Consider the following 13,081-nt stretch of genomic DNA (forward strand, 5'->3'; position numbering starts at 1 on the left):
CCGCGGATGTTCAATAAAAAGGTTAATCGGCATGAAACATCCGCATACGATAAGCATTCATAGCTGTTTTTCCCAGGTCATTGAGGAAGCGGTAATTACCGACGGCGCCGACGATTGCGCCAAATCCAGGTATTATTTGCAATAGTTTAACCAGATCAATATAATCACGGTAATCTTGCTGAAACTGTTGCCAATCAAATTCTTCAATAGATGAATAACGGCTCACTGTTTCCGGCCAGTTTTTTAACTTTATGAAGGCTTCTTTCCGCTTTTTATCACTTGAAAAAGCAACTTGAAAAACCTGCAGCACATATAAGCGTTCCCGATAATCGTTGACGTCGTAACCGTAAATGCTTGCGACATCATATAAAAATTTAATCTTTAAAGATAAAAGCATAGGAAAATCCGCCAATCCCCACCAAAGACCGCCCGCGCCTGTTCCCGCTCCTTCAATCGCGGCCAAACGCTTATATGTTGTGATTTTCTGTTTAAGCATTTCCTCGCGTTTGACAAGAGATACCTCTTTGATAGGGGTTTGCTTAGCCGTTATTTCCGAACCAAGCATGACGGTTTTTATCATTCCTTTAATGCTTTTGGTTATCATATCATGGACCTTTTGCGGAATTTTTTCATTAACTTTCTTTTGAATGGAAACCGCTGCCCGTCCGAAGACTGACGAGCTTTTCATCATTTTTTTCTGCCATACGATGCATTCCTCATACGCGATTTGTTCGTAATCCATACAAGAACATCCTTTGGGTTTTTATATTCAAATTATACTATAAAAAAAGAACTCAAATAAATTCTCTAAATGCTAAAATCGTTGAGGAGATGCATAGATAATTCCCATTCGCTTTAAACCTATGTTATAATCAGCTAGATATTACTTTTGGAGGATTCGATACAATTGATTACAGTAAATAATGTGAGTTTAAGATTTGGCGACCGCAAACTATTTGAAAATATTAATATTAAATTTACACCAGGCAATTGTTATGGACTTATTGGGGCTAACGGCGCAGGCAAGTCTACTTTTTTGAAAATTCTGTCCGGAGAAATAGAATCACAAACCGGCAGCGTTTCAATTACTCCTGGCGAGCGTTTGGCTGTCCTCAAACAAGACCACTTCCAATATGAAGATTATGACGTTTTAAATGTCGTCATTATGGGGCATACAAGGTTATACGAAGTCATGCAAGAGAAGGACGCCATTTATATGAAACCTGATTTCTCTGATGAAGATGGCATAAAAGCCGCTGAACTGGAGGCAGAATTTGCTGAACTCAACGGCTGGGAAGCTGAATCTGAAGCAGCTGTTTTGCTGAAAGGATTAGGGATAGAAGAAGAGCTTCATACGAAAAAAATGTCTGAACTGACCGGCGCCGAAAAGGTGAAGGTGCTTCTTGCCCAGGCTTTATTCGGCAAGCCGGACATTTTGCTTCTCGATGAGCCGACAAACCACCTTGATTTAAAAGCCACCAAGTGGTTAGAAGATTTTCTTATTGACTTCGAAAATACTGTTATTGTCGTATCGCATGACCGTCATTTCTTAAATCGGGTTTGTACTCATATTGCTGATCTGGACTTTGGAAAGATTCAAATCTATGTCGGAAACTATGACTTTTGGTATGAGTCCAGTCAACTTGCACTAAAAATGGCTCAGGAAGCGAACAAAAAGAAAGAAGAAAAAATTAAAGAACTGCAAAACTTTATTGCCCGATTCAGCGCTAACGCATCTAAATCAAAACAAGCAACGTCAAGAAAAAAACTGTTGGAAAAGATTACGCTTGAGGACATTCAGCCATCCTCACGACGTTATCCATACGTTCATTTTGAGCCGGAACGAGAGATCGGAAATGACCTGTTAACGGTAGAAGGGCTGTCGAAAACCATTGAGGGTGTTAAAGTTCTTGATAATATCAGTTTCAGGATGAATAAAAACGACAAAATTGCCCTTATCGGCAGAAATGAAATAGCGATCTCGACGCTGTTTAAAATTCTTATGGGTGAAATGGAGCCTGACAGCGGTTCATTCAAATGGGGCGTGACAACTTCTCAGGCGTATTTCCCGAAAGACAACTCGAAGTACTTTGAGAACTGCGAGTTGTCGTTAGTTGATTGGCTGAGACAATACTCGCCGCAAGATCAAACCGAAAGTTTCCTAAGAGGATTCCTTGGAAGAATGCTATTTTCTGGTGAAGAAGCGTTAAAGAAAGCCAGCGTGCTGTCAGGGGGAGAGAAGGTACGCTGCATGTTAGCTAAAATGATGCTGAGCGGCGCAAATGTTCTATTGTTAGATGATCCGACAAACCATTTAGATTTGGAATCAATCACCGCATTGAACAACGGACTCATTAAATTCAAAGGATCAATGCTATTTACATCGCATGACCATCAATTCATTCAAACGATCGCTAACCGCATCATTGAGATCACACCTAATGGATTAGTCGACAAAGAAATGACATACGATGAGTATTTAGAAAATGAAGAACTGCAGCAGAAAGTTGAAGCTATGTATACAAAACAATAAATAGAACAATAACAACCACTCGGGTTAATCATTTTATGATCCGAGTGGTTGTTTATGTATATCGGGGTCCTTGATTCAATGGAAGATGTAGATAAGCATTCTGATTGGATTATTGATATTGGACCTGATCGAGGCAAAGAGGGAGGAGAGATTATTCTTGACGAAACTCCAACTGTGAGATTCTAAAAGTAATTATTAATGTTATTTTTTGCAACTCCTAAAAAATGGTCATAGACGTACGGTAAGGAAAATATAAAAAAAGCAGCCTGAATTATTTTTATAAACTTATGATGGCGAGCACAGAGATTAATTATTGATCAAGAACTAACCACTAATTCAGAAAATGTATACGCTAAATATAATATATTAATTAATTGAGTTTTAAGCAGGAAGTAAGCAGGAGTATAATAAAATTTTTTTATTTTTATTGGTTCCTATAATATATATTATGTAAACTAAAATAAAATTTAAAATTAAAACCTCAAGAACACAATAAAACTTTTGCACTTGAGGTTTTTTGATTAATGTTTTTCATTTTCCCCTAACTTACGAAGCGCCTCGCGAATACCTTTGTCATTATGATGAGATTTTTTGTTTAATGGTGTTTTTGCGGGCTCTGTTTGAATGTTTTTATTAAGATCCGTCCATTCTTTACGAAGCGTTGACGTGTAACTGTTATCGCCAGGAGTTTTTTGAATGCTGTCATTTTGTTTCATTTCTTTTTCGGGTTCAGATAGTTTCTTGGATTTTTTTGTTAAATCGTGCGGTATTTCATGAATATTAGATTTATGTTTGTGTATGTCAAGATTATCCTGATCAGCAAACTGATTTTCATGCACAGCATCTTTATGGTGTTCATGATGTTCATGATGGAATGACGGCATTAATTCTGATACTTCTTCTTCGTTATCTGCATATTGGATTGGTTTTTTAGGTTCTTCATCTTTTACAACGATGGCTGTAAATAAAACACAAATCATAAAACCGATAATGGCAAATAGCAATAAAGCAAAAACATCATTGATGACAGACGGTCCGCCGAGCAAAATATCAAAGGTCCCATTAACCGAGTATTTCATCGGCATAACTTTTCCTAAGTAATAATAAAAATCGGGCAGCGCCGCTCGCGGAATTGAACCTCCGGCCAACATCGTTTGCACGATTAAGATCGTCAGGTTGCACATCAATCCGTATAAACCAAAAAGAATGACGAACATTTGTGTAATGGCCATAAAGGCAAGCATCGCTAAAAATTGAAAGCCCCACAATGTAAAAAAGCCCTTTGTTACTGGGACATTAAATAATTCAACCAATGATGCGGCAATTAAGGAACATAATGCAGCCATGACTAGGTTAATGATATTTCTGGCATGGAACTTTTGCCACTTTGTTGCAACGCCGCCTATCATTCTTGAAGCGTTAAACAGATTCAACTGCAAGATCATTGACGCGATAAAACCTGCCAGACCAAGCATAAATGGCGCCATGACGTGACCCATGTTCGTGTCATGGTGTAATTTATGGACGTCTGGAACAACTCTGTGCGATGATTGCTGAACAATCTTTGCAGCTTGGCTGCTCGGGACATTTAGCTTTGTTAAAACCTTATCTAAAGTTGAAGTGACAAATTGTTTGTCAATAGCAGCATTGACACTTGAAGCTGTTGATTCCATTGAACTGGCAACCAGCATTGGATTCGATTCGTTTATATAATAATCGAGTTTTGCCTTTTTATTTGGATTTGTTACGTTCGCCGTAAAATCTTTGGGGATTTTTACAACCATATGAACTTCCCGATTGCTTAATTGCTCTTTTGCTTGATACATAGAGCTTTCGACTGTTGTTTTAAACGGCATCTCTTTAGCTAGAGACTTTGTTAATGTTGATCCGATATGAGGATCTTGGTTAACGATGGCAACTTTTAGATTTGATATGTTGTTTGGAATGCTGCCAAACCCGGTTTGCCAGCATATGATAAATAGAAATTGATAAAAAACAGCCATGATTAAGCCGAATATGGCTAATTTGTGTTTAATTATATGTATAAATGCGTTTTTCAAATTCGTATCACTCCTTTTTAATTTAATAGGTTTATTATTTACTTTAAAAACGTTTTTATGAACATCCAAATGATTATAATACTCTTATTAAAGGATATTGTAAATTTAAACGCTTTTTAAAAACCATTAAAAGATAATGGCGTTTTAATTCTGGCTATCCATTTTATCAATAGCTTTTTTCATTTCTGTATTGGTCATATGAGTATAGAGCATGGTCGTTTGTACTGAAGAATGGCCCAGGTGCTTTTTCAGCTTTGGAATATCGTTATTTTCCATATGGTAGCGTGTTGCGAATGAGTGTCTTAATTTATGAACGGAAAGGGCCGGCTTCCCAAAAGCTTGCGCGTATTTCTCAATGATTTTTTCAATAGCGCGATTGGATAGGCGCCGGGATGCTTTTTTGGGACCAATGGCAGTAGAAACGAATAAAGCTCTTTCTTTTGGAGAAAGTTGATAGCGGTTTTCGCGAATTTGCAGGTATTCCTTTAAATCGATCATGGCCTGCTCACTAAAATAAACGTATTGTTCTTTGCCGCCTTTTCGCTTGACTCTTAAGCTGTGTTTTTTATAATCAATATCATCTAAATTCAGGCTGGATAACTCTGATAAACGCAGCCCTGAACCAAGAATCAAAGAAACAATCGCTGTATCTCTCTCACGATTTTTCAAATGAAAATGATAAATTTTTTTATTGTCTTTGTGGCGTTCGCCATAGTCTGAAGCTATAAACTGCCTGAACTGTTCATACTCATCACCGTGAAGTATCTTGCCTTCAATCCGGTTAGCCACTGTTTCCTGATCTTCTTTAATATCATTAAAATCAATTTTAGCCATAACATTGCGGTAAATATAAGGTTCGAGCTCATCAGTTTCAGCTATATTTTGCAGATAGTGGAACAAAGATTTTAATGAGGAAATTTTGCGGTTGACGGTTTGCTTAGTATTGCCCAATTGATGTTCTAAATAAGACAGGAAACTTTCCAACTGTTTTGGCGTAAGTTTTTCTAGTGTTTTCAAAGGTATTTCTTGCCGTTTGCCTGTATATAATCCTTCAGCGATTATCCAATCAAAGAAAATGATGTAATCATGGCAATAGTTTAATAATGTTAAGACCGCCATCTTCCGCTTTTTTTGGTCTATGAACTCCCCCACATACCACGGGAGCTCCCCCACCTTCTCTTTTAGCCTTTCATAATGATGGTTTGCTGTCATTTTTATCACCATAAGCATTATAACACAAAAAATAATTACGTAAAATTATTTTTTTACGCAATTTATAATAACTGTATGCACAATATTCATAAAAGTTATTTTATTTATAATATGAAGAAATATCTATCTTTACTTTGGCCCCGCCCGTCATTTGAAATCTAAGAAAATAAATCAACGCCCTCAGCTAATTGTCTTAATTTTGTTTTTAACACTTTGCCAACGCTGTTTCTCGGCAAAGCGTCAATAAAAATCACTTTGCGAGGTGTTTTATTTTTTGCCAAATGAGTCTGGCAAAATTGAATCAACTCAGCTTCTGTAATGTCAAAACCGGGATTCTTTACAACATACGCCAACACTTCTTCCCCCATTCTTTCATCGGGAACGCCGATGACAGCGGCTTCTGAAACCGCATGATGGCTGATCAGCAATTCTTCCAAATCCCGCGGATAAATATTAAATCCGCCGCGAATGATTAAATCTTTCTTGCGGTCGACGATGTAAAGATAACCGTCTTCATCTGCTCTTGCCAGGTCACCGGTATGGAGCCAGCCGTCTTTTAATACTTTTTTCGTTTCTTCATCATTTTGAAAATAGCCCGGCGTCACGTTGTCTCCGCGGACAATCAGTTCACCAATTTCCCCTGCCGGAAGCTCATGGCCTTTTTCATTAACAATGCGTATGTCAACGCCATTAATAGGAACGCCAACAGACCCTGGCTTATAAGGGAGTCCTTCGCGATGCGCTGTCACAATTGGCGCAGCTTCAGACAGACCGTATCCTTCAAGTACATCGGCATTGAATTTTTCTTTAAAAGCCCGAATGAGTGCCAGAGGCATCGGCGCTGATCCTGAACTCACTTTTTTTAAGCTGGATAAATCGTATAAATCACTGTCTGAACTGGATAGCATGGCATGAACCATCGCCGGTACGGCGGAGAAACTGCGAACTTTATATGTTTCAATCGCTTTAAATACTTTAGAAACGTCAAACTTTGAAAATATGATCATTGAGCTGCCTGTTAGAAAACATATATTTGATGTTGTAAGGCCGTAGACATGGGCTAATGGCAAAACGCCAATTGTTGTTCCCCTTTCTTTATTATTTACAGCCGCGCTCTCAGCGTTTGAGTATAAATTTTTATGCGTTAAACGAACGCCCTTAGGCTTTCCTGTTGTTCCAGAAGTATAAAGGACAACAGCTGTCTCATTTTCATCAATGCCTGTATCTCGCTCGCCTGAACTTTCAGTTCCATCAGCTAAAGCGGCCAATTCGTAAAAGCCGATAACATCATCAGCAACTTGATCAACGGTAATGATATATGGCTTCCTTTTGCTTTCTGATAAGCCTTCTTTTACTTTTGGCAAAATCTCAGAAGAAGTAATGACAGCCTTTGCTTCTGAATGGCCGGCAATATAGCCGATTTCTTTTCCATGAAGCAGATGCATGACAGGAACAATAATGGCGCCGATTCGAGCAATCGCTTGATAAGAAAATATCACCTCCGGCATGTTCGGCAGACAAACAATGACGCGATCGCCTCTGGAAATCCCTAAATGACGCAAGCCGGCAGCGCCTTTTTCAGCGTAATGCAATGTCTCCAGATTGCTGTATGAATGGTTTTTGAAATATAAAAAAGGGTATTCACCGAATGTTTTGATATTTTTCGTTAAAAGATCAGTCAGTAACACTAATGTCACCCCTTCCCAGTTTAAATACATGCTTATAAAGAGGACAAAAAGGACTTCTTCTAAAAGTAAAAGCTTATTCAGTATAATAATCTTCTAATCCATTAATTCGCCAACCTTTACATACCCTTTTAACAGATTTCTAGAAATGATATAACGTTGAATTTCATCGGTGCCTTCAAAAATTCTCCATAATCTCATTTCCCGGTACCATCTTTCAATCGGCAATTCTTTCGTATACCCCATACCGCCGTGGATTTGTAAAACTCTGTCCACAACCCTGTTAGCCATATTTGTCCCGTACAATTTTGCCATTGATGCCATATGTCTGTTGTCTTTACCCTTCTCCGCCAACCAAGCCGCCCGAAAAACCAGCCATTTTGCTGCTTCTATTTCAACCGCAGAATCCGCGATCATCCATTGAATAGCCTGGCGTTCAGCAATCGGCTTCCCAAATGTCACCCGTGATTTCGACTGATCGATGCCCATTTGCAAAAGCCGCTCCGCAGCACCTACACCGCGCGCCGGAATCATCCAACGGCCTTGCCCGATCCATTTCATGCCGAGATTAAAGCCCCCGCCTAATTCACCAAGAATATTTTCTTCGGGAACACGGACATTTTCAAAAACTAATGAAGCCGGTCCCCACTCTCCCATTGTTTGAATATATTCGGATCGCCACCCCATATCGCGGTCTACAAGGAAACATGTGACACCGCCGCGGGCGCCTTTTTCTTTATCAGTTACGGCAAACACCATAGCAAAATCAGCTTCATTGCCGTTTGTGATAAATATTTTTTCACCATTTAAAACCCAATGTTTTCCGTCTTTAACGGCTGACATACTAATATTCGCAGCATCTGAGCCTGCTGACGGCTCGGTTAAAGCAAAACAAGATTTCCTCTCACTGTTAATCACAGGCAGCAAGTATTTCTTTTTTTGTTCCTCATTGCAATAATAAAGAATGTTATCAGCTGAACCGCCAAAATTAAAAGGCACGAATGTACGTCCCAGTTCCATTTGGATGAGCGCTGTCATCACTGGCCCCAGGTTCGCGCCGCCGTATTCTTCAGGCGTATTAATGCCCCAAAATCCAAGTTCTTTGGCTTTCAATTGCAAATCTTTAATCTCTTCATCGCTCATTCCCGGCTTTCCTGCTCGTTCATTACGCAGGACTTTCTGCTCATAAGGCATCAATTCATTCTTAACAAAATTTCGGACTGTTTTTTGAACCATCTTTTGCTCTTCTGTTAAAGTAAATTCCATATCAATCAACCTCCCCCGCATCTGTTCATTATTCTTTTAATCCTAAACTCTCCTTCTGTTTTTTTCTTGTGAAAAGGACCGCCCGCTTGAAATGGCGGGCGGTCAGACCCCGAATCTCATCATCTTGCAACATTCTTCAGCATTAAGTTAAATTTTGAGTCGCCTCAAATGCTGTAGGCACTCGAGTTCCCGCACGAAGAAATTCAACAAAAAAGTAAATGCCGCGAAAATAACCATGGAGATTTCCTTGTAATAGCCTTAGTTTGCGATACATTAAGTTTTGCGTAATCTCCCGCTTGCCTTTAATGATCTCAAACCAATCATCCTTACTGCCGCCTAAAATAAAATCAGCTGTACCGCGTTCTTCTTCTGTTCCAAGATGTGAATCCGCCACTTCTCCTTTTTTTAAATCAAAATACGCATAACGATCTAAGTGATTTTGTTCTGTCAGTACAAGAGCCAGACGGATATCCATCTTTTCCTTGCATGTTTCTATCCATTGCCAGTAATGATCATCAACAGCTTGTCTTCTCTCCAAACTGGGACCTTTTTTTACTTCACTTGAAAATTGTTCAACCCATTCATTGCTAAACAGCTGATATGACATTTTATCCCTTCTCCTTTCATCTATTAACCGCCGGCAGCCGCTTCAGGTTCAATTTCCTCCAGCTTTTTTTGTATTTCGTCTGGAATAGGAAGGTTGATCATCTTGAATTTTTTTTGTAAATTTTTCATCATAATACCTTTTAAGGCATCCCTCTCTAATCCAAGTGAAGCGAACTCGATTTTTTGCGTATAAGTGCTGCTTATTGTAAGCATGGTTTCAATAGTGTCATAAACTGCAGTTTTTAGAGAAGGATCATCATTGATCAGCTCTCTGAGCAGATTCATCCCAAATTGGACATGACGAGATTCATCTCTTGTTGTCGCAAGAAAGCCTTTATGAAATGATGGCAATACATGATTTTCTTTACAAAAGCTTAATGTGATTTTCATGACGCTTAGGGCAAGAACGCCTTCAATCCACATTTGATAATTGGTCAATGCGGAGACAAGCAGCCGTCTGTCATGAGGACGAAGCCGGATTTCGTCAACAAGATATGCAAGAAAGCCAAACGAGCCAATGAACGTTTCACTCATATAATCAAAAGATTTGTCAAGTGTTTCCTCCATATCCTGCGCGTCTAAGCCGATCGCTTCCCTGTAAAAACGGTCAAAAAAGATGGTATGCCGAGCCTCATCTTCAAGATGGCTGGCCATGAACATCTTATGCTCATCCTTCGGCATCGCTGATATCATGGGTATAACATCAACAGCAACTTGACGTTCCCCATGATGAAACCCTGTCGCTATACTGAGAAAGCTTTTGCGCTGGTCATCTGAAAGTTTCTCATTCCAATCAACCCGATCCTGGGAAAAGTCCAATTCATGAACACGCCAACGCTGTTTTTCAAATTTTTTGTGAAGCTCAAGCGGATAATTTTGATCTACTTTCTGTAAGCCTTTATGGACATAATCAATGACATGATCTACATGAAAATCAGTATGTAATGAATCAATACTGACCCTTTCAATTTTTTCAAGGCTATCCGTCACGTTTTTCCCTCCTTCATATTTCTTTGAGACATAAATTTACCATTGCGTAACAATCGAAGCCCCCACTGTTTGAAATTCAGTCATTGCTTCAATCTCTTTTCCCGCTTCTTCAATAGATATGCGCTTTGTTACTAATAAACCTGGATTAAGCTTCCCGGCTGCTACCAACTGCAGCATCGTTGGATAATAAGGCGCGGGCATGCCGAGTGAACCAATAAATTGAATTTGTTTAAAAACAATATAATCTGTCGGAAGGGCTGTCATTTTATTTTCCGATGAAGCAATGCCCAATTGTAAGTGGCGGCCGCGCTTTCTTAATGATAAGAGAGCGTTTAAAATCGTATCGGAAATACCCAGCGCGTCAACGGATACATGCGCCCCGCCCTTTGTCAGTTCTTTAATCGCTTGAGGAGCATTTTGTTCTTTGCTATTAATAGCGTGAGCTGCTCCAAGCTTTTTCGCTAATGCCAGCTTTTCAGGCATGATGTCAACAGCTATAGGAATGGCGCCCGCGGCACTGGCTATATGAATGGCTGACAGCCCGACACCGCCGCAGCCGTGTACGGCAACCCACTCGCCTGGCCGAACTTTCGCCTGTTCAATTAAACCATAATACGCCGTCATAAAACGGCAGCCGATACTCGCACCTGCCTCAAAGGAAATGTCATCGGACAATTCAACGAGATTAGTATCGGCATTAGGGATCGCAGCATAACGTCCGTATCCGCCCCAATAATGAAAACCAGGCATTTTGCTGTGGTCGCAAATATTATGATGTCCGGCTAAACATTCCGGGCAAGTCCCATCCCCTTGCGAAAAAGGCACAATCACTCTGTCTCCCTTTTTAAAACGCTTTACTTCTTTGCCTGCCTCTTCAACAACACCAACAAATTCATGCCCAAGAACAAACGGCAGTGACGCCACTTCGATATCTCCCATCCAGGCGTGCCAATCGCTGCGGCAAACGCCATTGGCTTCAACTCGAATAATCGCTCCTTTAACATCAATAACCGGGTCAGGAACATCGCGGACAACAAGCGGTTGCCGCAGCCCTTCCATAACAGCAGCTTTCATTTTCCCATCCTTTCTGACTTTAATCATAAATTCCTTTTAACTCTATTAATTATTGGTGTGAATGATTCAGATTAACTAGAGCAGATATTTAAAAGGTTATGAGTAAGTTGTTGTTTTTAGTTCCACTTATAAACAAAATGCTCCATAATTGTTCTGAACAAGCGTAATGGCTGATTTCAAAATGGCTTTTCAATCTTCAATTCGGATAAATGTTCAACCGTCATTTTTGTGTGCCGATTTGTTTCTTCTCTTTTATGAACAAACCTTTTAAGAGAAAGCTTCCGCATGCCACTGCCATACCAACTGGTTAGTATTCAATTAAAATTCTATTACAATTATTTAGAAAATTCAATCCCAAATATGAACTGCTGCTATGAACATCAACAAACCTGTTCTTTAGAAAAGCCTTTCTATCCCCTTTAAAAATACACCTTGGCTTTACTGCAAACATCATATCAAAAAATGATGTGCTGTTATGAAAAAGCCCAATCACAACATATCCTTATACATACCTAATGGTTAGTATGTTATAATCATACAAATATTATCTTAAAATAAAAATGATTAACATTAATCCAGAAAATAAAATTTAAAAATTGCGATAAGTTAATTTCAAGCTATAATAGTGTAAAACGGCATCTTATTAATTAGGAGAGAAATCTATATGGGATATAAACAAATAGGTCCGATTTTCATTTTGACCGGTAAAAATAACAGCCACGTGCCATATTGCACATCACTGTTAATCAATGGCGATAATGAAACTATCCTCATTGATTGCGGCGGCGGCCAGGCCGTTTTTGACGAGATAAATAAACACTATACGGTTGATAAAATTTATTTAACCCATTACCATCTTGATCATATTTGGGGGGCTTATTTATTTGATCGTGCAGAAATCTTTATTAATCCGTACGACTTAAAAAAATTGACAGACCCGTTTGAACTCGCTAAGGCTAACGGCGTAGAAACCTTATACGGCAGTCAAGGCGCAGAAAAATGGGTTCAAAAACAAATCACAAGCAAAAAAACGCTTATTGATAAAGATCATCCAAGCTGGGGGCCTGTTATAGGCATTGCTAAACACAGCTATTCATATGGACAGCCGATAAACATCGCTGGAACGACAATGACTGTGATCCATACACCCGGGCATACGGAAGGGTTTTGCTGCCCGTACTTTCCCGAATACGGCGTCCTCTTTGCGGGAGATTATGATTTAACGTCATTTGGACCTTGGTATAATGATGCCGATTCAGATATCGACCAATTCATTGAATCATCTCAAAAAACATTAGAAACAGATGCCAAATATTTTGTCACCGCCCACCATAAAGGGATATTCGAAAGAAAAGCATACGAAGTGTGTTTGTATACTTACATTGATAAAATTTATGAACGCGAAGAAAAAGTTAAAAAAGCCATTCAGCAAGGCATCCGTCCCAAAGATATCGTCTATCAAGAAGTCTTTTATTTTCTCATCAACCATAAGAGAAACAAACATCTTGTAAATTCTGAGATTATCGGAATCGCTAAACATATTGAACGATTAATCAAACAAGGATATGAATTCGAAGATTATTATCAGGATTATATCACGTATTATCAAATTCAGCCGGATGCATTAAACTACCGCAGCGAACCGGTAAAATAAC

At 39.2% G+C, this 13,081-nt stretch carries 11 protein-coding genes; 3 read left to right on the forward strand and 8 right to left on the reverse strand.

The window, feature by feature from the left end; all coding sequences use genetic code 11:
* Window positions 1–22 precede the first annotated feature (22 nt).
* Window positions 23–742: an EcsC family protein gene (locus JOD45_RS08895; RefSeq protein ID WP_205003541.1), complete on the reverse strand. Its 720-nt coding sequence runs from the start codon at window positions 740–742 to the stop codon at window positions 23–25.
* A gap of 165 nt (window positions 743–907) precedes the next feature.
* Between JOD45_RS08895 and JOD45_RS08900 the strand changes: the two genes are divergently transcribed.
* Window positions 908–2,533 carry an ABC-F family ATP-binding cassette domain-containing protein gene (locus JOD45_RS08900; RefSeq protein ID WP_205003542.1) on the forward strand — a complete coding sequence of 542 codons (1,626 nt, stop codon included), beginning with the start codon at window positions 908–910 and terminating at the stop codon, window positions 2,531–2,533.
* A gap of 54 nt (window positions 2,534–2,587) precedes the next feature.
* Window positions 2,588–2,719, forward strand: a complete 132-nt coding sequence (locus JOD45_RS16760; RefSeq protein WP_275583941.1) for a hypothetical protein — start codon at window positions 2,588–2,590, stop codon at window positions 2,717–2,719.
* Window positions 2,720–3,054: 335 nt separating this feature from the next.
* On the opposite strand, the gene JOD45_RS08905 is transcribed toward JOD45_RS16760, so the two are convergent.
* The 7 genes from JOD45_RS08905 to JOD45_RS08935 all read right to left on the reverse strand — a co-directional run bounded on the left by JOD45_RS08905 (window position 3,055) and on the right by JOD45_RS08935 (window position 11,453).
* Window positions 3,055–4,593 carry a YhgE/Pip domain-containing protein gene (locus tag JOD45_RS08905; RefSeq protein WP_205003543.1) on the reverse strand — a complete coding sequence of 513 codons (1,539 nt, stop codon included), beginning with the start codon at window positions 4,591–4,593 and terminating at the stop codon, window positions 3,055–3,057.
* Between the two features lie 144 nt (window positions 4,594–4,737).
* Entirely contained in the window at window positions 4,738–5,817 is a 1,080-nt protein-coding gene (gene xerS, locus JOD45_RS08910) for a tyrosine recombinase XerS (RefSeq protein WP_239549174.1), read from the reverse strand.
* A 146-nt stretch (window positions 5,818–5,963) separates the two neighbouring features.
* Window positions 5,964–7,502: a class I adenylate-forming enzyme family protein gene (locus JOD45_RS08915; RefSeq protein WP_338056057.1), complete on the reverse strand. Its 1,539-nt coding sequence runs from the start codon at window positions 7,500–7,502 to the stop codon at window positions 5,964–5,966.
* 84 nt (window positions 7,503–7,586) lie between these two features.
* On the reverse strand, window positions 7,587–8,756 hold the full coding sequence (locus JOD45_RS08920) for an acyl-CoA dehydrogenase family protein (RefSeq protein ID WP_205003544.1): 1,170 nt from the start codon (window positions 8,754–8,756) through the stop codon (window positions 7,587–7,589).
* A 142-nt stretch (window positions 8,757–8,898) separates the two neighbouring features.
* Entirely contained in the window at window positions 8,899–9,363 is a 465-nt protein-coding gene (locus JOD45_RS08925; protein WP_205003545.1) for an SCP2 sterol-binding domain-containing protein, read from the reverse strand.
* A 23-nt stretch (window positions 9,364–9,386) separates the two neighbouring features.
* Window positions 9,387–10,352 carry a ribonucleotide-diphosphate reductase subunit beta gene (locus JOD45_RS08930; RefSeq protein WP_205003546.1) on the reverse strand — a complete coding sequence of 322 codons (966 nt, stop codon included), beginning with the start codon at window positions 10,350–10,352 and terminating at the stop codon, window positions 9,387–9,389.
* 36 nt (window positions 10,353–10,388) lie between these two features.
* Complete coding sequence (locus JOD45_RS08935; protein WP_239549175.1) at window positions 10,389–11,453, reverse strand: zinc-dependent alcohol dehydrogenase family protein; 1,065 nt, start codon at window positions 11,451–11,453, stop codon at window positions 10,389–10,391.
* Between the two features lie 637 nt (window positions 11,454–12,090).
* Here JOD45_RS08935 and JOD45_RS08940 point away from each other — a divergent pair.
* Window positions 12,091–13,080 carry an MBL fold metallo-hydrolase gene (locus JOD45_RS08940; protein ID WP_205003547.1) on the forward strand — a complete coding sequence of 330 codons (990 nt, stop codon included), beginning with the start codon at window positions 12,091–12,093 and terminating at the stop codon, window positions 13,078–13,080.
* The last annotated feature ends 1 nt before the right edge of the window (window position 13,081 follow it).

The organism is Scopulibacillus daqui (genome assembly GCF_016908855.1).
Classification (GTDB): Bacteria; Bacillota; Bacilli; order Bacillales; family Sporolactobacillaceae; genus Scopulibacillus_A; species Scopulibacillus_A daqui.

What these genes read in the sequence shown, in the direction of transcription:
- JOD45_RS08895 (WP_205003541.1), bottom strand. Translation starts at nt 742, where the DNA reads ATGGATTACGAACAAATCGCGTATGAGGAATGCATCGTATGGCAGAAA.
- JOD45_RS08935 (WP_239549175.1), bottom strand. Translation starts at nt 11,453, where the DNA reads ATGATTAAAGTCAGAAAGGATGGGAAAATGAAAGCTGCTGTTATGGAA.
- JOD45_RS08925 (WP_205003545.1), bottom strand. Translation starts at nt 9,363, where the DNA reads ATGTCATATCAGCTGTTTAGCAATGAATGGGTTGAACAATTTTCAAGT.
- JOD45_RS16760 (WP_275583941.1), top strand. Translation starts at nt 2,588, where the DNA reads ATGTATATCGGGGTCCTTGATTCAATGGAAGATGTAGATAAGCATTCT.
- JOD45_RS08940 (WP_205003547.1), top strand. Translation starts at nt 12,091, where the DNA reads ATGGGATATAAACAAATAGGTCCGATTTTCATTTTGACCGGTAAAAAT.
- JOD45_RS08920 (WP_205003544.1), bottom strand. Translation starts at nt 8,756, where the DNA reads ATGGAATTTACTTTAACAGAAGAGCAAAAGATGGTTCAAAAAACAGTC.
- xerS (WP_239549174.1), bottom strand. Translation starts at nt 5,817, where the DNA reads ATGGTGATAAAAATGACAGCAAACCATCATTATGAAAGGCTAAAAGAG.